22 protein-coding genes and 1 tRNA gene are annotated in these 21,895 nt (G+C 63.6%); 12 read left to right on the forward strand and 11 right to left on the reverse strand.

Going from position 1 to position 21,895, the window contains the following annotated elements:
* Nucleotides 1-8 precede the first annotated feature (8 nt).
* Entirely contained in the window at nt 9-797 is a 789-nt protein-coding gene (locus tag AC3A43_RS05660) for a helix-turn-helix domain-containing protein (RefSeq protein ID WP_487791551.1), read from the reverse strand.
* Between the two features lie 114 nt (nt 798-911).
* On the opposite strand from AC3A43_RS05660, the gene AC3A43_RS05665 reads away from it, so the two are divergent.
* Nucleotides 912-1,304 carry a hypothetical protein gene (locus AC3A43_RS05665; protein ID WP_487791552.1) on the forward strand — a complete coding sequence of 131 codons (393 nt, stop codon included), beginning with the start codon at nt 912-914 and terminating at the stop codon, nt 1,302-1,304.
* Nucleotides 1,305-1,311: 7 nt separating this feature from the next.
* Here AC3A43_RS05665 and AC3A43_RS05670 read toward each other — a convergent pair whose 3' ends face one another.
* Nucleotides 1,312-1,764, reverse strand: a complete 453-nt coding sequence (locus AC3A43_RS05670) for a universal stress protein (RefSeq protein WP_487791553.1) — start codon at nt 1,762-1,764, stop codon at nt 1,312-1,314.
* A 172-nt stretch (nt 1,765-1,936) separates the two neighbouring features.
* On the opposite strand from AC3A43_RS05670, the gene AC3A43_RS05675 reads away from it, so the two are divergent.
* From AC3A43_RS05675 to AC3A43_RS05705, 7 genes are all read left to right on the forward strand, one after another.
* Nucleotides 1,937-3,247 (forward strand): pyruvate dehydrogenase complex dihydrolipoamide acetyltransferase, encoded by a 1,311-nt coding sequence (locus AC3A43_RS05675; protein WP_487791554.1) that lies wholly within the window; start codon nt 1,937-1,939, stop codon nt 3,245-3,247.
* 1 nt (nt 3,248) lies between these two features.
* Complete coding sequence (lpdA, locus tag AC3A43_RS05680) at nt 3,249-4,646, forward strand: dihydrolipoyl dehydrogenase (protein ID WP_487791555.1); 1,398 nt, start codon at nt 3,249-3,251, stop codon at nt 4,644-4,646.
* A 10-nt stretch (nt 4,647-4,656) separates the two neighbouring features.
* Complete coding sequence (locus AC3A43_RS05685) at nt 4,657-5,250, forward strand: hypothetical protein (protein ID WP_487791556.1); 594 nt, start codon at nt 4,657-4,659, stop codon at nt 5,248-5,250.
* 10 nt (nt 5,251-5,260) lie between these two features.
* The gene (locus AC3A43_RS05690) at nt 5,261-5,893 is read left to right on the forward strand and encodes a phosphatase PAP2 family protein (RefSeq protein ID WP_487791557.1); all 633 of its coding nucleotides are present in this window, start codon (nt 5,261-5,263) and stop codon (nt 5,891-5,893) included.
* A 9-nt stretch (nt 5,894-5,902) separates the two neighbouring features.
* Nucleotides 5,903-6,823 carry an aminotransferase class IV gene (locus tag AC3A43_RS05695; RefSeq protein ID WP_487791558.1) on the forward strand — a complete coding sequence of 307 codons (921 nt, stop codon included), beginning with the start codon at nt 5,903-5,905 and terminating at the stop codon, nt 6,821-6,823.
* Nucleotides 6,820-7,554: a sulfotransferase-like domain-containing protein gene (locus AC3A43_RS05700; protein WP_487791559.1), complete on the forward strand. Its 735-nt coding sequence runs from the start codon at nt 6,820-6,822 to the stop codon at nt 7,552-7,554. Before AC3A43_RS05695 ends, AC3A43_RS05700 begins: the two co-directional genes overlap by 4 nt.
* Nucleotides 7,555-7,627: 73 nt before the next feature.
* Nucleotides 7,628-8,962, forward strand: coding sequence for a Xaa-Pro dipeptidase (locus AC3A43_RS05705; RefSeq protein WP_487791560.1), 1,335 nt, complete (start codon nt 7,628-7,630; stop codon nt 8,960-8,962).
* A 6-nt stretch (nt 8,963-8,968) separates the two neighbouring features.
* Here the strand turns inward: AC3A43_RS05705 and AC3A43_RS05710 are convergent, their stop codons facing one another.
* A complete protein-coding gene (locus AC3A43_RS05710; protein ID WP_487791561.1) occupies nt 8,969-9,751 on the reverse strand; it encodes a tyrosine-protein phosphatase in 783 nt (260 codons plus the stop codon).
* 2 nt (nt 9,752-9,753) lie between these two features.
* Nucleotides 9,754-10,557 carry a crotonase/enoyl-CoA hydratase family protein gene (locus AC3A43_RS05715; protein ID WP_487791562.1) on the reverse strand — a complete coding sequence of 268 codons (804 nt, stop codon included), beginning with the start codon at nt 10,555-10,557 and terminating at the stop codon, nt 9,754-9,756.
* Nucleotides 10,558-10,607: 50 nt separating this feature from the next.
* Between AC3A43_RS05715 and AC3A43_RS05720 the strand changes: the two genes are divergently transcribed.
* Complete coding sequence (locus tag AC3A43_RS05720) at nt 10,608-11,747, forward strand: acyl-CoA dehydrogenase family protein (protein WP_487791563.1); 1,140 nt, start codon at nt 10,608-10,610, stop codon at nt 11,745-11,747.
* Nucleotides 11,744-12,457, forward strand: a complete 714-nt coding sequence (locus tag AC3A43_RS05725; RefSeq protein ID WP_487791564.1) for an acyl-CoA dehydrogenase family protein — start codon at nt 11,744-11,746, stop codon at nt 12,455-12,457. Before AC3A43_RS05720 ends, AC3A43_RS05725 begins: the two co-directional genes overlap by 4 nt.
* 4 nt (nt 12,458-12,461) lie before the next feature.
* Here the strand turns inward: AC3A43_RS05725 and AC3A43_RS05730 are convergent, their stop codons facing one another.
* The 6 genes from AC3A43_RS05730 to AC3A43_RS05755 form a co-directional block, all read right to left on the reverse strand.
* Nucleotides 12,462-13,592, reverse strand: coding sequence for a CaiB/BaiF CoA transferase family protein (locus AC3A43_RS05730; RefSeq protein ID WP_487791565.1), 1,131 nt, complete (start codon nt 13,590-13,592; stop codon nt 12,462-12,464).
* Between the two features lie 16 nt (nt 13,593-13,608).
* Nucleotides 13,609-14,859, reverse strand: a complete 1,251-nt coding sequence (locus AC3A43_RS05735; protein ID WP_487791566.1) for an acetyl-CoA C-acetyltransferase — start codon at nt 14,857-14,859, stop codon at nt 13,609-13,611.
* 68 nt (nt 14,860-14,927) lie between these two features.
* A complete protein-coding gene (locus AC3A43_RS05740; RefSeq protein WP_487791567.1) occupies nt 14,928-15,710 on the reverse strand; it encodes an SDR family NAD(P)-dependent oxidoreductase in 783 nt (260 codons plus the stop codon).
* 12 nt (nt 15,711-15,722) lie between these two features.
* Nucleotides 15,723-16,928: an acyl-CoA dehydrogenase family protein gene (locus AC3A43_RS05745; protein ID WP_487791568.1), complete on the reverse strand. Its 1,206-nt coding sequence runs from the start codon at nt 16,926-16,928 to the stop codon at nt 15,723-15,725.
* Nucleotides 16,925-18,019: an acyl-CoA dehydrogenase family protein gene (locus AC3A43_RS05750; protein ID WP_487791569.1), complete on the reverse strand. Its 1,095-nt coding sequence runs from the start codon at nt 18,017-18,019 to the stop codon at nt 16,925-16,927. The genes AC3A43_RS05745 and AC3A43_RS05750 overlap by 4 nt, the downstream gene beginning before the upstream one ends.
* A gap of 110 nt (nt 18,020-18,129) precedes the next feature.
* Nucleotides 18,130-19,311, reverse strand: coding sequence for an acyl-CoA dehydrogenase family protein (locus AC3A43_RS05755; RefSeq protein ID WP_487791570.1), 1,182 nt, complete (start codon nt 19,309-19,311; stop codon nt 18,130-18,132).
* Between the two features lie 122 nt (nt 19,312-19,433).
* Between AC3A43_RS05755 and AC3A43_RS05760 the strand changes: the two genes are divergently transcribed.
* Nucleotides 19,434-20,414 carry an NAD(P)H-dependent flavin oxidoreductase gene (locus AC3A43_RS05760; protein ID WP_487791571.1) on the forward strand — a complete coding sequence of 327 codons (981 nt, stop codon included), beginning with the start codon at nt 19,434-19,436 and terminating at the stop codon, nt 20,412-20,414.
* Nucleotides 20,415-20,526: 112 nt separating this feature from the next.
* A complete protein-coding gene (locus AC3A43_RS05765) occupies nt 20,527-21,618 on the forward strand; it encodes a flavin reductase (protein ID WP_487791572.1) in 1,092 nt (363 codons plus the stop codon).
* Between the two features lie 31 nt (nt 21,619-21,649).
* Here the strand turns inward: AC3A43_RS05765 and AC3A43_RS05770 are convergent.
* A tRNA-Ser gene (locus tag AC3A43_RS05770) sits at nt 21,650-21,739 on the reverse strand.
* Nucleotides 21,740-21,895 lie beyond the last annotated feature (156 nt).

Consider the following 21,895-nt stretch of genomic DNA (forward strand, 5'->3'; position numbering starts at 1 on the left):
GGTTCGCATTATCGCGATGCCAGCTTCTGTAACAAAACCGCGCTCTCGGCATCGGCAGGGAAGAAAGCTTCGATCGCCAGCTCCGACAGCGTGATATCGACGGGAGTCCCGAAGATCGTCACCGTCGACACGAACGAAATCCGCCCCGCAACTGTGTCAAGGATCAACGGCACCGCGATGCCATTCGCACGGCCTCCATCATTGTCGTTCGCCTCGACCGCATAGCCCGCCAATTCCTCGCGCAGCGCGATCAGCCCTGCGTCGGCGCTTGCCTCGATCTGCAAGTCGAGCCGGTGGAGGATATGCGCCCGCCATTCGCCGAGATTGACGATCTGCGGCGCCAAGCCCTCAGGATGCAGCGCGATGCGCAATACATTGACCGGCGGCGCGAGAAGGGCGGGGGACACCTGCTCGATCAGGATCGCGATGGCCTCGTTCGCTGCAACCATGTTCCAATGGCGGTCGACCGCCAGCGCGGGATAGGGCTCATGCCCCCTCAGCACATGCTCGACGATCGCGCGCATTCCGGCCATTTCGGCGCTGTCGAGCGGCCGCTCCTGATAATCGGGCGCATAGCCCGCCGCGAGCAGCATTGCATTGCGCGCGCGGTGTGGCACGTCGAGGCAGTCGGCGATCCGCGCAAGCATCGCGGCGCTCGGCTTCGATCGCCCCGTCTCGATAAAGCTCAGGTGGCGCGTCGATATCTCGGTATCGAGCGCGAGGTCCATCTGACTCATCCGGCGGCGGGTGCGCCATTCGCGCAATTGCTCGCCCAGCGTCGCGACTTGCATCATCATCTCCCTTGTCCGGAGAGCTATACCTCCGCCTTCCTGTTTTCCATTACCTCTGGCGTAATCGACCAGCCGCATTTTCGGGACCAGATGAGACGGGCATTCGAAAGGAGAAACATCATGTCCATCTTCAATCTCAAGAACACCCTGATTATCGACGCTGTAACCTGCACGGCGTTGTTCGTCCTGTGTGTGTTTGCGACCGCGACGGTCGCTGCGCTGCTCGGCCTCCCCTCCGATGTGGTGACCGTCGCGGGTTGGATCGGCCTGCCGTCCGCGCTGTTGATGCTGTTCGTCGCCCATCAGAAGGCGCCGAGCAAGGGCCTTGCGAACCTGATTGCGGTGGGTAACCTCGGGTGGGTCGCGGCGAGCTTTGCGGTTCTTACGATCTTCGCAAGTCAGATGACGTGGCTTGGCATTGCGGTCGTCGCGATCCAGGCCGTCGTGGTCCTGGATCTCGCGATTTTCGAGGCGAAGGGCGCCGCCGCCCTTCCGCGGCTCGCGCCAGCCTGACGCTCCGTTAACTCAGCGCATCGAGCCGGGCGATATCGATCCCGCCCGGCACCAGCATCACCGGACAGGGAAGCGTACCCGCATCCTGTCCGGTGAAATGCGTGACCAGCGGCCCCGGCGCGCCGCTCGCCGCAGTGGCGAGCACAAGCGCTGCGACTTCGTCGCTCGCACCGATGACTTCGCGCACCACTTCGGCGGGCTTGCCCGCCTTGATCATGGTCTGCGGCGTAACGCCTTCTTGCACCACCGCGTCGGCCGCTGCCGCCACCAGTTCCTCGGCGTGCTCGCGCGCTTCGGCTTCGATCGTCGCCTGGACCCCGCCGAACGCGACGAAATCCTGCGGCGGGATGATCGCCAGCACAATGACGCCGCCGCCCGTCCGTGCGGCACGCCGCGCCGCAAAACGCAGCGCCAGCGACGCCTCCGGACTGTCGTCGATCACCACCAGATATGTCCGCATCACCCCGACCCCTCGTGTTTTTGCTTGGGGTAAAGAGTGCGTCACATTCGTATGAAACGCAAGTTGGCCCGCTAGACCTTGACCGACGCAAGGCTTAAGGCGAGGAACAAACCGTAGCGGCAGGCGACGCCTGCGAGACTGACGCCCAAAGTTCAAGGGGACACGCCTTACCATGCCAATCGAACTCAAAATGCCCGCCCTCTCGCCAACGATGGAGGAAGGCACCCTTGCCAAATGGCTGGTCAAGGAAGGCGATACGGTCAAATCGGGCGACCTGCTCGCCGAAATCGAAACCGACAAGGCGACGATGGAATTCGAAGCGATCGACGAAGGCGTCGTCAGCCAGATTCTCGTCGCCGAGGGGACGGACAATGTGAAGGTCGGCACCGTGATCGCAGTGATCGCGGGCGAGGGGGAAGACGCCGGGAGCGCGAAGGCCGCTCCTGCGCTGGCCCCGGCTGCAGCTCCCGCCGCTGAACCGAAGGCCGAAGCGCAAGCCCCCGCCGCAGCGCCTGCACCGACGCCCGCACCGGCTCCGGCAACCCCTCCCACCGCATCGGGCGAGCGCATCAAGGCCAGCCCGCTCGCCAAGCGCCTCGCCGCCGAACAGGGCATCGATCTCAAGAGCTTGACGGGCACCGGCCCGGGCGGCCGTATCGTGAAGGCCGATCTCGAGGGCGCGCCCGCTGGCGCCGCAGCCCCCGCTGCAACCGCCGCGCCGGCTCCCGCAGCCTCTGCCCCGGCGGCAACTGCCCCCGCGCCGGCCACCGCTGGCTCTATCCCCGATTTCGGAATCCCGCACGAAGACGAAAAACTGTCGGGCATGCGCAAGACGATCGCGCGCCGCCTGACCGAGTCGATGCAGCAATCGCCACACATCTACCTGACCGTCGACATCCGGCTCGACGCGCTGCTCAAGCTGCGCGGCGAACTCAACGCCAGCCTCGAAAGCCGCGGCGTCAAGCTCAGCGTCAACGACATGCTGATCAAGGCGCTCGCGGTCGCACTCGAACGTGTGCCTGCGTGCAACGTTAGCTTCGGCGGCGACGTCATGCGCCAATACAAGCGCGCCGACATCTCGGTCGCGGTCAGCATCCCTGGCGGGCTGATCACCCCGATCATCACCGACGCCGGCGGCAAATCGATGTCGAAAATCTCGACCGAAATGTCCGAACTCGCGGCGAAGGCGAAGGAGGGCAAGCTCCAGCCCAGCGAATATCAGGGCGGTACCGCCTCGATCTCGAACATGGGCATGATGGGGATCAAGCAGTTCACCGCGGTGATCAACCCGCCGCAGGGCATGATCATGGCGATCGGCGCGGGCGAGAAGCGCCCCTATATCGTCGACGATGCGCTTGCGATCGCAACCGTCATGTCGGCCACCGGCAGCTTCGACCATCGCGCGATCGACGGCGCCGACGGCGCGCTGTTGATGAAGACCTTCAAGGAACTTGTCGAAAGCCCGCTGGGACTGGTGGCATAAGATGACTGACACCAACTACGACCTCATCGTCCTCGGCTCGGGACCCGGCGGCTATGTCGCAGCGATCCGCGCGGCGCAGCTTGGGCTGAAAACCGCGATCGTCGAGCGCGAGAATCTGGGCGGCATCTGCCTCAACTGGGGCTGCATCCCGACCAAAGCGCTGCTGCGCTCGGCCGAAATCTATCATTATATGCAGCATGCCGGTGATTACGGCCTGATCGCGCAGCAGATCAGCGCCGATATCGACGCCGTCGTGAAGCGTTCGCGCGGCGTCGCAAAACAGCTCAGTCAAGGCGTCGCCTTCCTGATGAAGAAGCACAAGATCACCGTCCATATGGGCGAGGGCAAACTCACCGCGCCGGGCAAGCTCGAGGTGAAAGGCGAGAAGGGGATCGAAACCCTCACCGCCAAGAACATCATCGTCGCGACCGGCGCCCGCGCCCGCGACCTGCCGTTCGCGCCCGCCGACGGCAAGCGCATCTGGACCTATCGCCACGCGCTCGTCCCGCCCGAAATGCCAACGAGGCTGCTCGTTATCGGATCAGGCGCGATCGGGATCGAGTTCGCGAGCTTCTACAGCGACATGGGCTGCGACGTGACCGTGGTCGAAATGCTCGACCGCCTCGTCCCCGTCGAGGATGCCGACGTGTCGGCCTTCCTTGAAAAGCAGCTCAAGAAGCAGGGTATGACGATCTTAACCGGCGCCGGCGTCGAGGAACTGAAGGCGACCGCCAACGGCGTCACCGCGAAGATCAAGACCAAGGACGGCAAGACCGAAAGCGCCGAATTCAGCCACGCGATCGTCGCGATCGGCATCGTCCCGAATACCGAGAATATCGGGCTCGAAGCGCTCGGCGTGAAGACGACCAAGGGCCATATCGACACCGACGCGATGTGCCGCACCAACGTCCCCGGAATCTGGGCGATCGGCGACGTCACCGCACCGCCGTGGCTCGCGCACAAGGCAATGCACGAATCGGTGATTTCGGTCGAAGCGATCGCGGGCAATCACCCGCACGCGATGGACCCGCGAAACATCCCCGGCTGCACCTATTGCCGACCGCAGATCGCGAGCGTTGGCCTGACCGAAGCGAAGGCCAAGGAGCTCGGTTACGAGGTCAAGGCGGGCACCTTCCCCTTCATCGGCAACGGCAAGGCGATCGCGCTTGGCGAATCCGAGGGCTTTACCAAGACCGTGTTCGACGCGAAGACCGGCGAGCTGCTCGGCGCGCACATGATCGGCGCCGAGGTCACCGAACTGATTCAGGGCTATACAATCGGCAAGACCGCCGAACTGGTCGAGGATGATTTCATCGGCACCGTCTTCCCGCATCCGACGCTCAGCGAAACGATGCACGAAGGCGTACTCGCCGCATTTGGGCGCTCGCTGCACATCTAGGGCGGGCCGCTTGAACCCGTCGATCCTGCATTTCTCCCGGACGGGCAGCGCCATCAAGGCGCTGTTCTTCCTGGCGGGCGCGGCGATCGCCTTTATGGTCGCGAACCTGATGTACGCAGAGCGGGAGGCGCCGGAGCGAACCATTCGCCTGCCCGACATCGAACTGCCCGCCCCGGCACCACGCCACGACCCGCTCGCGCCGTTCAAGATCCCGCTTCTGATCATCAGCGGATGCATATGCCTTTTCTATGTCGGCAGGCATGGTCTGCGCGGAGTGACCCGATCGGTCGCCGCGAAGATCGAAAACGGCCACCTCCATTTTCACTCGAGCTATGGTGCGGCGATCACCCCCTTGCCCGTCGACAGGGTCACCGGGACGGTCTTCGATCGCGCCGATCGCCTGCCGGGCGGATTGTCGGGCTCTGCACGGTTCGGCGCCCGGTTTCGGCACGGCCTCCATCTTCGCTATCATGCCGAAGGGGCGTCGGGCGAAGTTCGACTGATCGACAACGACATCGACGGCGGCACCGAACAGCTGCGCCGCTTTGCCGCTCATCTGGACAGCTGGCGCCAGTCGGCGGCCCGCACGGCACAGCGGGACTAGGCCACTGTAGATGACTGGAAAACCAACATATATTTTGACGGCATTGGCACTGATTGCAGCAGTCATTCTGCTCGGCCTTGCGGTCGGCGCGGGGTGGACGCAGGCGACCGACTGGCGGGTGTCGCACGCGCTCGCGCTCCGCGTCGACGAAAGCGACCCGAACTTCATCGCCTTCATGCAATGGGCGAGCTGGATCGGTGGTGGGACACCGCGATGGATCATCGTCATCCTGCTCTGCGCACTCGTCTGGCACTGGTGCGGCCCGCGCTGCGCAGTTGCACTCGGCGGAACCTCGCTGCTCGCCAATCTCGCTTCCAGCCTGATGAAGCTCGGCTTCGGTCGCACGCGCCCCGATGTGATCGACCACCTCGACCATCAGACGAGCTTTTCCTACCCCAGCGGCCATGCGACGAGCGCCGCCACCGTCTATCTGCTCCTCGCCTCGCTTGCACCACCGCGCTGGCGGCCGTTCGCCTGGACGCTCGCGGTGGCGATGATCGTCCTAAACGGCTTTTCGCGCATCATGCTCGGCGTTCACTGGGCGAGCGATATTTTGGGCGGCACAATGCTCGGCGCCGCTTTCGCGCTGCTCGGGGCGTGGTGGGTGAGCCTTCCCTCTCGACAGGCAGGCACAAGCAGCTAACGTCGCCGCATGGCTCAAGGCACCCACGACTTCGTCCCCGACCCGCGCAACGACGCGATCCTTATCAATGTCAACGGTGACCTCGTCCCCCGCGCGCAAGCAAGCGTGTCGGTGTTCGACAGCGGCTTCATGCTCGGCGACGGGGTGTGGGAGGGCATCCGCGTCCACAAGGGGCGCATGGCCTTCCTCGACCAGCATCTCGACCGCTTGTGGGAAGGGGCAAAGGCGATTGCGATGGATATCGGGATCACGCGGGACGCGCTGGAACAGCGCCTTTACGCGACGATCGACGCCAACGACATGGACGCGTGCCATATCCGGCTGATGGTCACCCGCGGCATCCGCTCCACCCCCTATCAGGACCCGCGCGTCGTCATCTCGCCCGCGACGATCGTCATCATCGCAGAGCATAAGGATCCGCTACCCGTGACGGTCGAAAAGGGCCTCTCGCTCTTCACCGTCCACGTACGCCGCGGCGATCCGGCGGTGCAGGACCCCAAGCTCAATTCCCACAGCAAGCTCAATTGCATTACCGCCTGTATCCAGGCGGCCCAGGCCGGCGCCGACGAGGCGCTGATGCTCGACCCGCACGGCTTCGTCGCGACGTGCAACTCGACCCATTTCTTCATCATCCGCAGGGGCGAGGTCTGGACGTCGAGCGGCGATTATTGCCTCGGCGGGATCACCCGCGCCAACGTCATCATGCTGTGCCGCGAGAATGACATTCCGGTCCATGAGAAGAATTTCTCGCTCACCGATGTCTATGGCGCCGACGAGGCATTCGTCACCGGCACATTCGCCGGGGTGGTCCCCGCGCATACGGTCGACGGCCGCAAGCTGACCGAGGGCAGGGGACCGATGGTCGAGCGATTGCAGGGGTTCTACAAGGCGCTCATCGAACGCGACATCGCCGGGCGTTCGCGGCCGTGAGCGACGGCGTGCGCATCGCGATGTGGTCGGGGCCGCGCAACCTGTCCACCGCGATGATGCGCAGCTTCGGCAGCCGCGCCGACAGCTTCGTCAGCGACGAACCCTTTTATGGCGCGTATCTCAAGCAAACCGGCGACCCGCAGCCGATGATGGATGCGGTGATGGCGTCGATGGATTGCGAATGGCACGGCGTCGCACGGACAATGACCGGACCTTGCCCGACCGGCGCGCCGGTCTGGTACCAGAAACATATGGCGCATCACATGGTCGGCCCGATCGCGCACGACGACCTGCCGGGGCTGCGCCATGCCTTCCTGATCCGCGACCCCGCGCGCGTCGTCGCCAGCTACGCCGCGAAGCGCGTGTCGGTGCGCCCCGACCATCTCGGCACCGACAAGCAGGTCGAATTTTTCGATCGCGAAGCCGATCGGCTCGGCCACGCGCCACCGGTGATCGACAGCGCCGACATCTTGCGCGACCCTCCCGCGATGCTGCAAAAATTGTGCGCCGCGCTCGACATCGCTTGGGATGCAGCAATGTTGCACTGGGAGACCGGATTGCACCCGACGGACGGCATCTGGGGATCGCATTGGTACGACGCGGTCGTATCGAGCACGGGCTTCGGCGTCCCCGACAAGCCGGTGCCCGACCTGACGGGCGACGAGCAAGCGGTCGCCGACGCCTGCCGCCCCGACTATGACTATCTCGCGCGGCACAAGATCACCGCCTGACGCATTTTCCGCTGTCCTATTTTACGCCGGTTTGCCATCTGGTTTAAGGGCACCAACAGCAGGCGAGGTAAACATGCAATCGCGAATGAAGTTCGGCAGTTTTCTGCGGGGAATCGCTTTGGGCTCGACGGCGTTTTTTGGCGCTGCAACCGCGATGGCGCAGGCGCAGGAAACGACCGGACAGACGGTCATTACCGCCGCGCGCTACATCGACGTGCTGACCGGCAAGACGGTCGAGTTTCCCGCAATCTTCGTCGGCGCCGACGGCCGCATCACGGGCATTGCCGATGCGCGCACCGTGCGCTGGGGATCGAACGTCAAACATATCGATCTTGGTGACAAGACGCTGCTGCCCGGCCTGATCGACATGCACGTCCATCTCGACGGCCCGGCCGATATCGGCGGCTATCGCGGGCTCGAATTCACCGACAGTTTCTGGGGCATGACGGCGGTCAAAAATGCCAACGACATGCTGGGCGCGGGCTTCACCACCGTCCGCAACGTTGGATCGAGCGACCGAAACGACATCGGCCTGAAACAGGCGATCGACGCGGGCTATGCAACCGGCCCGCGCATCGTCCCGGCGGGCTACGCCCTCGGCGCCACCGGCGGCCATTGCGACAGCACCTTTCTGCCGCCCAGCCTCGAGAAGAAGGACGGAAAGGAAGAGGGTATCGGCGATACGCCCGAGGAACTGCGCTATCAGGTCCGGCGCCAGCGCAAATATGGCGCTGAAGTGATCAAGGTCTGCGCAACCGGCGGCGTCTTCTCGCGCAACACCGAACCGGGCCAGTTGCAGGTTTCCGAAAAGGAACTCGCCGCGATCGCCGACGAGGCGCATCAATGGGGCCTGCGTGTCGCCGCGCATGCGCATGGCGCGGCGGGCATTCGCGCCGCGATTGCCGCCGGGATCGACACGATCGAGCATGTCAGCCTGGTCGATGACGAGGGCATCCGCATGGCGCTCGCACGCAAGCAGCCGGTATGGTTCTCGATGGATATCTACAACACCGAATATACGCAGGCCGAAGGTGCAAAAAATGGCGTGCTCGAGGACAATCTGCGCAAGGATCGCGAGATCGCACAAATCCAGCGCGATAATTTCCGCAAGGCGGTGAAGGCGGGCGTGCGGATGGTGTTCGGCTCCGACGCGGGCGTCATGCCGCACGGGCAGGTCGGTGGTCAGTTCCGCGTCATGGTCGAATATGGGATGACCCCGTTGCAGGCGATCCAGGCTGCGACGAAAAACGCTGCCGAAGCGCTCGGCCGCGAAAAGGATGTCGGCGCGATTGCAGTCGGCCGCTACGCCGACATCGTCGCGGTCGACGGCAATCCGTTGACCGATGTGCGCCAGCTCGAAGGCGTCGACGCGGTGGTGAAGGGCGGGGTGCTTGTCCGGGGCAATTAAACCCCGTCAGGTCACCACCAGCTTGTCGGTTAGCGACTCGCGCATTTCGGGAGTGAAGTTCAACACCGACTCGGCGTAGGTTGCGACGTCGCCATGATCGCGGCGCACCGTGGCCAGCGCCGCGTCGAGGAAGATCGGGTTGACCGACATCAGGGTACGGATCGCATCGTCGTGTATCTCTGCGCCATAGCGTGCGCGGATGACGTCGCCGCCCTGCGCGATACGCTCCTCGATCTTGCCCGCGGTGTTAGTGAGCAGATAATCCTGCATAAGATCGTCCTCGTGCACCCCCAGAAGGCGGTGGACGACGGCAACGGCAAAACCCGTACGGTCCTTGCCCGCAACGCAATGCACCAGGCTCGGCGCTTCATATTCGGCGAGCGCCGACAGATAGAGGCGCAGCGTGTTCACCAGCACCGGACGATAGGGCATGCTGGCATAGACATCGACCATCCGCGACCGCGCGGTGTCATTGTCGATCGTCCCGCCGGCAGCCTGCAAATGCGGCGCAAGTCCCGCGGTGTTGCCATCGGCAAACAGAACCCGCGCCGAGAAACCCGTCGACCGCCTGCACGGATGCGCTGCGCGCTCGTCGTCGCCGCGCAGGTCGACGATCGTCTCGATGCCCAGATTGTCGACGACGGTCAGGTCGTCGTCGGTTGCGTCCTGATGATGCGCCGACCGCCACAGCATGCCGTTGCGCAGGCGGCCGCCGCCTTCGACAGCATAACCGCCATAATCGCGGAAATTGTGGATGCCGGCCAGTGGCAGGACTCGCTCGGCAATCATCTTCATTCTCCTGTAAACACCGGGGGGCGCTTTTCGACGAAGGCATTGATCGCCTCGCGGTTATCCGCGGTTTCATGAACGATCGCCTGATAGGCTGCACTGAGTTCCAAAATATCGCTCATCCGGCTGTGCTGCGCCTCGCGGAGCAGGCGTTTCGTCAGACGCAGCGCGCGCGGCGGATTGCAGACGATCCGCTCGGCAACGGCGATAGCCCGGTCGAGCAGTTCGGCATCGGGCACGACGTCCGTAACCAGACCATATTCCTTTGCCTGGGCCGCGTCAAAGCGGTCGCCAGTCAGGAAGAGTTCGGCCGCACGCGGATATCCTAGCACCTTCTGAAGCAACCAGGCACCGCCGTCCCCAGGGACGATCCCGACCTTGATAAAGCTGCAGGCGAACTTCGCGCTCTCGGCGGCGATCCGGATATCGCAGGTACAGGCAAGGTCGCAGCCGAGCCCGATCGCATGGCCGTTGACCGCGGCAATCATCGGCACTTCGCAGTCCATCAACGCGCGGATCACCGCCTGCACGCCCTTGCGGTAATTGGCGCGAGTCGAATCGGGCTGGTCGAGTACGCCGATTCCAGTGCGATCCTGCATGCCTTTCAAATTGCCGCCGGCGCTGAATGCCTTACCGCTGCCGGTCAAGATGATCGCGCTGACGCCGCGGTCGTCGCCAAGGTCGCGCAATGTGTCGATGATGTCCTGGCAATCTTCGTGCGTGCCGATCGCGTTCATGCTCTCGGGCTTGATCATCGTCAGGATCGCGATCTTGCCCCGCCGCTCGACACTCAAAAATTCGCCCATGTTCAAAATTCCTTTGCTGTTGCGGAAAGCTATTGCATGGCGGTGGCGACATGCAAGGCTTTGCACTCTATCCTTTTGATCCGCCAGGCGACGTTGCCGCACTACGCGCCGATTTGCGGGCATGGCTGGCGGCGAACCAGCCGCAAGGCGATGTTGTGAAGCGCGCCAATTGCTGGGCGAGCTTCGATCAGGATTTCAGCCGGGCGCTCGGCGCTGCGGGATATATCGGCATGACGCTGCCGTTACGATATGGCGGCGGCGACCGGCACCCGCTCGAACGCTATGTGGTGATCGAGGAACTACTGGCGGCGGGTGCTCCCGTCGGCGCACACTGGATCGCCGATCGTCAGACCGGCCCATTGATCTTGCGCTATGGCAGCGAAGAACAACGCGAGCGCTATCTTCCCGGCATCGCGAAGGGCGCGCTTTACGCCTGCATCGGCCTGTCTGAACCGGGCGCCGGGTCGGACCTCGCCGCTGTCCGGACGGCAGCGCGCGAAACAACCGAAGGCTGGCGGGTCAATGGCCAGAAAATATGGACCACCGGCGCGCATTTTTCGCACATCATGCTGACGCTGGTACGGACCGAGGAAGGCAGCGAGCGCAACGCGGGCCTCAGCCAGCTGTTGATCGACCTCGATACGCCCGGCATTACTATCCGCCCGATCATCGACATGGCGGGCAACCATGATTTCAACGAAGTATTCTTCGACGATGTGCTTGTGCCCAACGGCGCGCTGGTCGGCGAGCGCGGGCAGGGGTGGAAACAGGTCACCGCCGAACTCGGCCTCGAACGCTCAGGGCCCGAACGCTATCTGTCGAGCCATGCGCTTTTCGCCGCGCTAATCGATGCGGCGGCCCCCGATCCCGACCCCGCGGTCGTGGCGCTGATCGGCGAACTCGCCGCCGAGATGTGGACGCTGCGCCAGCTCTCGATGTCGACCGCGGCTAAGCTGGCGGCGGGCGAGGACCCAATGGTCGACGCCTCGGTCGTCAAGGAGCTCGGCAATGCCTTCGAACAGGATATGCCGCGCCGCGTTCAGGCGATCCTCGCCTGCGACTGGAACGGTGAAAGCGATCTGGCACGTCTGCTCCGAGCGCTCCTCATCGCATCGCCCAGTTTCTCGCTGCGCGGCGGCACGCGCGAGGTGATCCGCGGGATCATCGCGCGCGGATTGGGCCTGCGATGAGCGCGGCCCGCGACATGCTCTGCGACACCGCACGCACGGTATTCGCCGGCGCAGGCGACATCGCGTCGGTCGAAGAGGCGGGATTTGCCTTGCTGCTCGTGCCCGAAGAAAAGGACGGCTTCGGCGGCGACTGGGGCGACCTCGATGCTGTCCTGCATATAGCGGGGGTCGCCGCCCCCGATCTGCCGATTGGGGAGCTGATCCTCTCAGGCCTTGGCCATGCTCCGATGCCACTGCGCGCCGCCGCGACCGTCAGCCTGATGGCCGGCGCGATGGGGCAGGCGCTGGCACTCTCGATCGAGCATGTGAACATGCGCCGGCAATTCGGTCGCCCGCTCGGGAAATTTCAGGCGGTACAGCAATCGCTCGCCGTCATGGCGTGCGAAGTTGCCGCAGTCGATGCCGCTGCGGCTGCGATGGCTACCCGGCTCGATGCGACCAGGCTCGATGCGGACGCCGCCGGTTTCGAGATTGCCGCCGCGAAGTTGCGCGCCAACCGCGCCGTTGGTATCGTCACGGCCATTGCGCATCAGGTCCATGGCGCGATCGGTTTCACGCGCGAATATGACCTCCAGCGCGTCACCGTCCCGCTGATGCGCTGGCGCGGCGCGCATGGAAATGATGCCCACTGGGCGCAGATCCTCGGGCGTCAGGTTGCGGGGTTCGGCGGGCGCGGCCTGTGGGAAGCGATGACCGCGCGCACCGACTGATCCGTCAGCGCACCGCGCCGCCTTCGCGAACGGCGGCAATCCTGTTCGCGTCATAGCCCAGACCCGCCAGCACGGCGTCGCTGTCAGCCCCAACGGCAGGTGCGGGGCGCGGCGTGTCGTTGACCGTCGCCGAATAGCGCGGCGCAGGTGCGGGCTGGACCGCGCCGCCGACCGTCAAGAAGGTTTCCCGCTCGACATTATGCGGATGCTGCGGTGCTTCGCTGAGCGACAGGATCGGCGCAAAGCAGACATCGCTCATCTCCATGATCGCGCACCATTCGTCGCGGGTCTTGGTCGCGAACAAAGCGGTGAGCTTGCCCTTCAACGGACCCCATTGCGTAGGGTCCATCTGCGCGTCGAAATCGGGGTCGTCAGTCAGCCCGGTTTTTTCGCGGAGCAGCGCATAGAATTGCGGTTCGATCGACCCGATCGAGATGAACTTGCCGTCAGAGCAGGCATAGCTGTCATAGAAATGCGCGCCGCCGTCGAGCATGTTCACGCCGGCCTGATCCTGTAGCCGACCGGCAGCGTGGAACCACCAGCTCATCCCGGCGAGCAGCGCCGACCCGTCGGTCATCGCGCAATCTATCACCTGACCCTCGCCGGTTCGCGCGGCGTGGACGAGCGCGCTCGACATGCCGAAGGCAAGCATCATCCCGCCACCGCCGAAATCGCCTACATAATTTGCAGGCGGCACCGGCTTTTCGCCCGCGCGGCCGATGCCGTGAAGCACGCCCGACAGCGAAATATAGTTGATGTCGTGCCCCGCCGCCTGCGCATAGGGGCCAAACTGACCCCAGCCGGTCATGCGCCCGTAGACGAGCTTCGGATTGTCCGCGAGCAGCACCTCGGGCCCAAGTCCGAGCCGTTCCATCACGCCCGGCCGATAGCCCTCGATGATCCCGTCGGCGCTTTTGCAAAGATCGCGTGCAATCTGCACCGCCTCCGGCTTCTTCATGTCGAGTATAATCGACCTGCGGTTGCGGCTCAGCGGGTCGCGCGGGTCCATGAAACCGCCGGGGCGGTCGATACGGGTCACCTCGGCGCCATGATCGGCGAGCATCATGCCGCAGAAGGGACCGGGACCGATACCCGCAAATTCGATGATCCTGATACCCTTCAGCGGCCCGGTCATGTGTGTCTCCTGTTCGTCAGATACGTTCGATGATGATCGCGGGCGCCATGCCGCCGGCGGCGCACATGGTGACAAGACCATAGCGACCGCCCGAACGTTCGAGTTCGTCGAGCGCCGTGCCGATCAGGATCGATCCGGTGGCACCGATCGGATGGCCTAGCGCCATCGCGCCGCCGTTGATGTTCACCTTTTCACGGTCGAGATCGAGGTCGCGGATGAATTTTTCGGCGACGACCGAAAAGGCTTCGTTGATTTCCCAGACGTCGATGTCGTTCTTCGTCAGCCCTGCCTTTTCCAGCACCTTCTTCGCCGCCGGAACCGGCGCATTGAGCATGAGCGTCGGATCGTCGCCGATATTGGCATAGGCAACGACGCGGCCGCGCGGCTTCAGACCATGCTTGTCGGCATATTCCTTCGACGTCAGCAGGATCGCCGCGGCGCCATCGACGACGCCCGACGAGTTTCCGGCATGATGGAAATGCTGGATTTCGACGTCGGGGTAGCGGCGGTTGACCTGCTTGCGGAAGGTGAAGCCGCCACCGAGGTCGAAATCGGCCAGGCCGGTGAAGGCGGGCTTCAGCGACGCGAGGCCTTCGGCGGTTGTTTCGGGTCGCGGGAATTCCTCATGGTCGAGCGCGACGCTGCCATCGGTGTTGAGGACCGGCACGACCGACTTGTTGAAACGGCCTTCCTTGATCGCACGGTCAGCGCGCTGTTGGCTAACGAGCGCGAGGGCGTCTAGCGCCTCACGGCTGATGCCTTCGATCGTCGCGATGGCATCGCCGCACACACCCTGATGCGACTGCGGGTGCAGTTCGTCGAGCGCTTCGTGTCCCGCCCCCATCAGACGCTGGGGCAAGCCGGCATTGGCCTGTTCGGCGGCGTAGGCGGTCGTGTAGCTCATCATCTCGGTGCCGCCCGCGATCACGCAATCTTCCATGCCGCTCATCACGCTGGCGGCGGCCAGATTGACGGAGGTTATGCCGCCACCGCAGAAGCGGTCGAGTGTCGTGCCGCTGGCCTTGGTGTCATAACCCGCCGACAGCGCCGCCATGCGGCCAAGGTCGCCGCCCTGCTTGCCATTCTGGCTCGACGTCGACCAGATGATATCGTCGACCGTCGCGGTGTCGAGATTGTTGCGGTCGCGGATCGCTGCGAGCACTGTCGCGGCGAGGTGCTGCGGGTGAAGATGCGACAGCGCGCCCTTGCCGGGTTTGCCGACCCCGCGGGGGGTACGGACGGCGTCGATGATATAGGCCTCGGCCATGGTTGATATCCTTTCGTGGAAGAGCTTCGAAGATCGTCGGTTGATTGAAAAGCTAAATGGCGGGGAGTCTAACGGGGGGCCATGCGGATCGCCCCGTCGAGGCGGACTGCCTGACCATTGAAATAGGTGTTGCGAACCATCTCCATTGCGAGGCTCGCATATTCCTCGGCCTTGCCGAGGCGCTTGGGGAAGGGAACCGATGCTTCGAGGCTCTCCTTCACCTTCGGGTTCATATTGCCGAGCAGCGGGGTTCCGAAGACGCCGGGCATGATCGAATTGACGCGGATGCCAAGGTCCATCAGGTCGCGCGCCATTGGCAGGACAAGCCCATTCACCCCGGCCTTGGCCGACCCATAAATGACCTGTCCGATCTGCGCGTCCTGCGCCGCGACCGAAGCAGTGAAGATGATAGCGCCGCGTTCGCCGTCTTCCATCTCCGGAAGCGTCGCCATGCCTTCTGCAGCGATCGACCCGATGCGATAGCTCGCGGTCAGGATACCGGCGACGCCATAGGCATAATCTTCGGTCGACGTGCGGCGGAACGTTCTAGTTTCCTTGTCATAGGCGAGCGTCTTGCCACGCCGCGAGGTCATCGCGCAATGGACGCAAATACGTTCCTGTCCATGCGCCGCGCGCGCCTTCGCATAGCCATCTAAAACCGATTGCTCGTCGGTGATGTCGACCTTGCAGAAAAGGCCGCCGATCGATGCCGCGACCTCTTCGCCCAACGCCTCGTTGATATCGAAAATCGCGACCTTCACGCCCGAGGCGGCGAGCGCCTCCGCGGTGGCGCGGCCGAGGCCCGACGCCCCGCCGGTCACGACGGCTGCGGTGTTGGAATCGAATTTCATAGGCGCGCCTCCTCAGGCCGGGATCTGGTTAAAGGGGATGCCCTTATCGGGGCGATGGTCCTGCGGCAGGCCGAGGACCTTTTCGGCGATGGTGTTGAGCAAGGTCTCGTCCGATCCACCCGCGATGCGGCCGGTCGGAGCGTTGATCCAGCTCGACGCCCAATCCTCCTTTTGCGACGCATGTTCGTCGAACAGGAAACCGTCGCTGCCCTGCAGGTCGATCGCAAGCTCGGACAGTTTCTGGCGCGACCTCACCGCGACCAGCTTGTTCAGCGATCCTTCGGGGCCTGGCATCATGCCCGCCTGCATCATCAAACGTGCACGCACATTGATCGAATCGAGCCCCGACCGCATCGCATAGTTTCGCGCGATCTGTTGCCGGATGCGCCCATCCTCTATCGCCGGACGACCATTGAGCTGGATATCTTTCGCCAGCTCGACGAACAGGTCGAGGTGCGGTCCGAAACCCGCGCTATCGGTCGCGACATAGCGTTCGATCATCAACGTCGCGATCGCGACCGCAAAGCCGCCACCGACCGGTGACATGCGATGATCGTCGGTGATCTTCACATCGTCGAAGAACACTTCGTTGACGTGGCTGTCGCCGCCCGCGAGCTTGATCGGGCGCACCGTGACGCCCGGCGCTTTCATATCGACCCAGAAATAGGTCAGCCCCTTGTGCTTCGGCACATTGGGATCGGTGCGAACAACGATCACGCCATAGTCGCTATAATGCGCCCAGCTCGTCCACACCTTCTGCCCGTTGATCTTCCAGCCATTGCCGTCGGGTTCCGCCTTGGTGCGAAGTCCCGCGAGGTCCGAACCACCCGCGGGCTCGGAAAAGAGCTGGCACCAGATTTCTTCGCCTTGCAGTGCCTTCAGCACACGCTCTTTGACGAACTCCTTGTCGCTGCCGAACTGCATCAGCACCGGCACCGGCATGCCGAGCGAAATGCCGAAATAGAAATTCGGGAAGCCGTGCTTCATTTCCTCGGCGTCGAAGGTGACTTTTTCGAGATGACCAAGCCCCTGGCCGCCATATTCGGTTGGCCAATTGATCCCGGCATAGCCCGCATCGAACTTCGCTTTCTGATAGCGGCGGCCGAGAGCCAGATCATCGGCTTCGGACAGGCCCTTGCGCGCATCGCGGCCAAAGGTCGGCGCGATTGATGCAAGCCAGGCCGCAGCCTTGTCGCGATAGACTTCAAGATCGCTCATGCCGCTTCTCCCGCAAGTTGATCGACGAGGACATCTTCCCAAAACAGGCTGCTGCCCTGTTCGATCGCGAGGCTGCGGGCGCGGCGCATATGGAGGTGCAGACCGATCTCCCAAGTTACCCCGATGCCACCATGGATCTGGATGCAATCGCGCGCCGCGGTGTCATAGGCTTCGGTCGCCGAGAGCCGTGCAGCGGCCGCGGCAGTAATGAAATTGGCTTCGCCCTCACGCGCCGCCGCGTGGATGCAATTCGCGCGCGCTAGCTCAACGAGGCCATAGAGTTCGGCGATACGATGCTTCACCGACTGAAAGGCGCCGATCGGCTGGCCAAAGGCCTTGCGTGTCAGAGCATAATCACGCGCGATTTCCATCAACGCCTCGGCGCCGCCGGTCTGCTCATGGGCGGTAACGACCGCTTGCAGCGCCAATATGTGCAGCGCCGCATCACGCGCCGTGCTGCCAACGACGAGCGCTTCGGCCGGTGTCGCCGAAAAGCTCAGGTCGGCCACGAGGCGACTATTGTCGAAGCTCGAAACTGAGGAGCGCGGGGCTCCGGCGAGATCGACGACCGAGAGCACCGGCATGTCTGGACCATTCGCAAAGACGACTGCAACATCGGCGGCAAGACCAGCCGAAACGCCACGTGCCGTGCCGTCGAGCCGGTCGCCCGTAAAGGTCACATCGGGACGGGCGGGAAGGGCGTCAGGACCGGCGGCAAAAGCGATGGCCCCAATGGCTTCACCGCTTGCGAGCCTGGGCAGCCAGCGCGCCTTTTGCGCCGCGGAGCCGAACAGCTCGATCGCCTTCGCCGCACCAAAACTCGAGGTCAGGAACGGCGCGCCGCTGATGCTGCGCCCCGCCTGATGCGCAATCAGCCCCAGTTCGATCAGGCCAAGCCCCAAACCTCCATCGGCTTCGGGGAGGGCGAGCGCGGTCCATCCCTGCTCCTTTGCGGTGTCCCAGAACGGCCGATAATATTCGCCGACGGTTTCAAGCAAGGGCAGCAGCGCGTCCCTGCCGATCCGTGCCTCGAGAACGCGCCGCGACTCGGTCGCGATCGCCTGCTGGCCTTCGTCATAGAGGATGGTCATGCGCGCACCCGTCCTTCTCCCAATTATCTTGTTCGGCCAGTCAACCGGACGTTGACGTAAACGTCAAGCACTTTGACGCTACGCTTTTCGGCCCGCAACTGGCGACCATGTCAGGCCAGCCCGGCTTTCCAGTCACGACGGATCTTCTTCGCGAGGCTCCATTTATGGACCTCGGTCGGACCGTCATAGATGCGGAAGGCGCGAACTTCGCGGAACACTTGCTCGACGATCGTCTTGTCGGTGACCCCGGTGCCGCCCATGACCTGAACGCAGCGATCGGCGATGCGCATCAAAGCTTCGGAGACAGCGACCTTTGCCATCGAGCTTTCGACGGTGCCAAGCGATCCGGTGTCGAGCACCGACGCACACCAATCGATCATCAGCTCGGCCTGTTTCAGATCGATCATACTCTCGGCCAGCATGAAGCCGACGCCTTCATGGTCGATCAGCGGCTTGCCGAACGCCTCGCGGCGGTTGGCATAGTCGGTCGCGATTTCGTGCGCGCGGATGCACGCGCCCAACCAGCGCATGCAGTGCGAAAGGCGGGCAGGGGAGAGACGCACCTGCGCGTAACGAAACCCCTCGCCGGCCTCGCCCAGCATCTGGTCGGCAGGGATGCGCAGATTGTCAATCGTCAGCGTCGCATGGCCGCCGGGCATCGAGCTGTCGATCGTGTTCGGCACATTGTCGATGCGAATTGCGGGGTCGGGCAGGTCGACGAGGAACATGCACGCGCCCTGCTCGGACTTCGCCATCACGATCCCGACCCGCGCGCCGAGCGCACCGGTGATGAAGGTCTTGCGGCCATTGACGACCCAATGATTGCCGTCGAGGTGGCACGTCGTTTTCATCATCGACGGGTCGGACCCGGCGCCGCCCTCTTCGGCCGGCTCGGTCATGAAGAAGGCTGAGCGGACGCGGCCTTCGACCATCGGCTTCAGGAAGCGCTCCTTGAGTTCAGGGCTGCCTTCCTTGCCGAGCAGATACATATTGCCCTCGTCGGGCGCCATCGTGTTGCAAGCAAGCGGGCCGAGAGGCGACAGCCCGCTCTTGATGAGGACAACCGCGGTTTCGCGCTGGTTCAAATGATCGCCATCGCCCAAGATGTGCGGGGTCAGGACCCCGGCGGCGCGGGCATGTTCGCGCATCTCCATCACCAGCTCGTCGGTCGGCGCGCCATGATGGTCGCGGCGCGGGTCTCTTTCGAAGGGGACAACAGTTTCGCGGACGAAGGTTTCGACCTTTGCGGCAATCGCTAGCGCCCGATCCGATATGCCTTCGCGCGCCGTCATTCCGATTCCCTTCGTTGCCTAACTACCCACCTAATCAACCCGACGTTGACGTAAGCGTCAAGTTAATTCATGGGCCGGAGCGAAGATGCCGTAAGGGCAGCACCGTCAAGGAAGGATCGAGAATGGCTTTCAAGACACGCATCACCGAAATGCTGGGTATCAAGCATCCGATCGTCCAGGGCGGCATGCAGAGCGTCGGCTATGCCGAACTCGCGGCTGCGGTGTCGAACGCCGGCGGGCTGGGCATATTGACCGCGCTCACCCAGCCGACGCCCGCCGCGCTGAGCGCCGAGATCGAGCGTTGCCGCGCGATGACCGACAAGCCGTTTGGCGTTAACATGACCGTGTTCCCGACGATCAATGCGCCCGATTACAAGGCCTATGCCCAAGCCATCATCGACGGCCGAATCAAGATCGTCGAGACCGCAGGCACGCCGGCGGTGCGCGAAATCTGGGAGATGCTGAAACCCCATGGCGTAACTATCCTGCACAAATGCACCGCGGTGCGCCACGCGCTGTCGGCCGAACGCGCCGGCTGCGATATCATTTCGATCGACGGATTCGAATGTGCCGGTCACCCGGGCGAGGATGATATCCCGGGCCTGATCCTGATCCCCGCCGCCGCAGACAAGGTGAAAATCCCGATGCTCGCGTCGGGCGGCTTTGGCGACGGCCGCGGCCTCGTTGCCGCGCTGACGCTCGGCGCCGAAGGCATCAACATGGGCACGCGCTTCTGCGCCACGGTAGAGGCGCCGATCCACGACAATGTGAAGCAGGCCTATATCGAGAATGACGAACGCGGCAGCTTTCTGATTTTCCGCAGTCTCAAGAACACCGCTCGCGTCGGCAAGAGCGCGGTGAGCGAGGAGGTTGTGCGCCGCCTCGCGGTGCCCGACGCCACCTTTGCGGATGTCGCAGAACTGGTGAATGGCAAGGCGGGCCGCGAGTTGCTGGAAACCGGGGACCTGACGAAGGGCGTGTTCTGGGCTGGCATGGTGCAGGGGCTGATCCACGACATTCCCACCTGTAAAGAGCTCATCGACCGGATCATCGCCGACGCTGACGCAATCGTCGACCAGCGGCTCGCATTGATGCGCGCGTAATTTACGCGGCACGCTGGCGCCGCGTGTCGGCTTTCGATATGATCCGATTCATTACAATTTAGTCATATCGAACGCTGTCGGCGTCAGCCTGCCGGCGCGGCAAGGGGGATTTTTGAGCCTCATCGAATATAAGGGTTTCGGCGGCGTCGCTCTGTCGGCCGACATGCTCGGCGACGAGAATGACCCCGCCGTCCTCCTGCTCCCCGACGTCGGCCAAAGCCGCGTTGCATGGCGCGAGGTTGCCGACGCCTTGGTGGTATCTGGCCGTCGCGTCGTTAATCTCGACCTGCGCGAAGCGGTAAAAGAGGACGGGCTCGCGCCGCAAATCGAGGATTTACGCGCTGTACTCGCGCAAATGGGCTCGCGCCCGGTCGTCGTCGCGGCAGGCCGTGGCGGCTGGATCGCAACGCGCGCGCTGGCTCTCGACGGGACACATCTGGCCGCCGGACTGGTCCTCGTCGACATGCCCGTCGACGAGGACGCCATTCATAACGGCGTTGCCGCCCAATTGGCTTTGCCGACGCTTGTCGTGCGCGGCGGCTTTTCGCCCGCGCAAGGCAGCGCGGTCAGCGACGTATTCGCTTCCTCCCTACCGATCGGTCAGACTGCCGACATCAACGAGTGCGACCTCGAACTGGCAGCGGACCGGAAAGAAGCCCTGCTCGGCCAGCTGCTCGAATTTCTTGAGCGGCGCCAACCGCGCGAGGCGATGGAGTTCAAGGCGGGGTCGGACCCGCGTACGCTGCGCGACGCAATGGGCTGTTTTGCTACCGGCATTACGATCGTTACGGCACTCGATGCCGAAGGAACGCCGGTCGGCCTGACTGCCAACAGCTTCACCTCGGTGTCGCTCGAACCGCCGCTCCTCTTGGTGTGCATAGCCAACACCGCGGGCACCGCGCCCGTGCTGCGCGATGCAGTACATTTCGGAGTAAATGTGCTCCAAATCGGCCAACAGCCGACATCAAACCGATTTGCATCAAGGGGCGAAGATCGATTTGCTAACCAGCCATGGGCGCCCGGCGAGACGGGTGTACCGCTCCTCGGCAGTTCGCTCGTGTCGTTTGAATGCCAACGCGAATCGCTGCACGAAGCAGGCGATCACTTCATCTTGGTCGGCCGGGTGGTACGCGCGCAGTTCGAGCCGCACCGTGATCCCTTGCTCTATTTCCGCGGCAAATACCGGCGGCTGCATTTTGCGTAGTTGGTGACACAGGAGAGGTGGGAAGGGGCGTTGGCGGAAGAGGTGGGATTCGAACCCACGGATAGGTTTCCCCATCGCTGGTTTTCAAGACCAGTTCCTTAAACCACTCGGACACTCTTCCAATGCCCGTCGCCATAGCGATTGAAGGCTTTGCGGCAAGCAAAACCTTATACGCTCAGCCCGCCCCACGAATGACTCGCTTTGTCCCGCCACAGCCTAGCCAAGCCGCTCGCATCTATGCGAGACACGCTTTATGGTGGGGATATGATGCACGCTA

This window comes from Sphingopyxis sp. Soil_C_28, from assembly GCF_057657055.1.

What these genes read in the sequence shown, in the direction of transcription:
- AC3A43_RS05750 (WP_487791569.1), bottom strand. Translation starts at nt 18,019, where the DNA reads ATGACCATCCTCTATGACGAAGGCCAGCAGGCGATCGCGACCGAGTCG.
- AC3A43_RS05720 (WP_487791563.1), top strand. Translation starts at nt 10,608, where the DNA reads ATGCAAGGCTTTGCACTCTATCCTTTTGATCCGCCAGGCGACGTTGCC.
- AC3A43_RS05665 (WP_487791552.1), top strand. Translation starts at nt 912, where the DNA reads ATGTCCATCTTCAATCTCAAGAACACCCTGATTATCGACGCTGTAACC.
- AC3A43_RS05735 (WP_487791566.1), bottom strand. Translation starts at nt 14,859, where the DNA reads ATGGCCGAGGCCTATATCATCGACGCCGTCCGTACCCCCCGCGGGGTC.
- AC3A43_RS05745 (WP_487791568.1), bottom strand. Translation starts at nt 16,928, where the DNA reads ATGAGCGATCTTGAAGTCTATCGCGACAAGGCTGCGGCCTGGCTTGCA.
- AC3A43_RS05760 (WP_487791571.1), top strand. Translation starts at nt 19,434, where the DNA reads ATGGCTTTCAAGACACGCATCACCGAAATGCTGGGTATCAAGCATCCG.
- AC3A43_RS05730 (WP_487791565.1), bottom strand. Translation starts at nt 13,592, where the DNA reads ATGACCGGGCCGCTGAAGGGTATCAGGATCATCGAATTTGCGGGTATC.
- AC3A43_RS05705 (WP_487791560.1), top strand. Translation starts at nt 7,628, where the DNA reads ATGCAATCGCGAATGAAGTTCGGCAGTTTTCTGCGGGGAATCGCTTTG.
- AC3A43_RS05715 (WP_487791562.1), bottom strand. Translation starts at nt 10,557, where the DNA reads ATGGGCGAATTTTTGAGTGTCGAGCGGCGGGGCAAGATCGCGATCCTG.
- AC3A43_RS05695 (WP_487791558.1), top strand. Translation starts at nt 5,903, where the DNA reads ATGGCTCAAGGCACCCACGACTTCGTCCCCGACCCGCGCAACGACGCG.
- AC3A43_RS05725 (WP_487791564.1), top strand. Translation starts at nt 11,744, where the DNA reads ATGAGCGCGGCCCGCGACATGCTCTGCGACACCGCACGCACGGTATTC.
- lpdA (WP_487791555.1), top strand. Translation starts at nt 3,249, where the DNA reads ATGACTGACACCAACTACGACCTCATCGTCCTCGGCTCGGGACCCGGC.
- AC3A43_RS05675 (WP_487791554.1), top strand. Translation starts at nt 1,937, where the DNA reads ATGCCAATCGAACTCAAAATGCCCGCCCTCTCGCCAACGATGGAGGAA.
- AC3A43_RS05670 (WP_487791553.1), bottom strand. Translation starts at nt 1,764, where the DNA reads ATGCGGACATATCTGGTGGTGATCGACGACAGTCCGGAGGCGTCGCTG.
- AC3A43_RS05710 (WP_487791561.1), bottom strand. Translation starts at nt 9,751, where the DNA reads ATGATTGCCGAGCGAGTCCTGCCACTGGCCGGCATCCACAATTTCCGC.
- AC3A43_RS05660 (WP_487791551.1), bottom strand. Translation starts at nt 797, where the DNA reads ATGATGATGCAAGTCGCGACGCTGGGCGAGCAATTGCGCGAATGGCGC.
- AC3A43_RS05755 (WP_487791570.1), bottom strand. Translation starts at nt 19,311, where the DNA reads ATGACGGCGCGCGAAGGCATATCGGATCGGGCGCTAGCGATTGCCGCA.
- AC3A43_RS05740 (WP_487791567.1), bottom strand. Translation starts at nt 15,710, where the DNA reads ATGAAATTCGATTCCAACACCGCAGCCGTCGTGACCGGCGGGGCGTCG.
- AC3A43_RS05690 (WP_487791557.1), top strand. Translation starts at nt 5,261, where the DNA reads ATGACTGGAAAACCAACATATATTTTGACGGCATTGGCACTGATTGCA.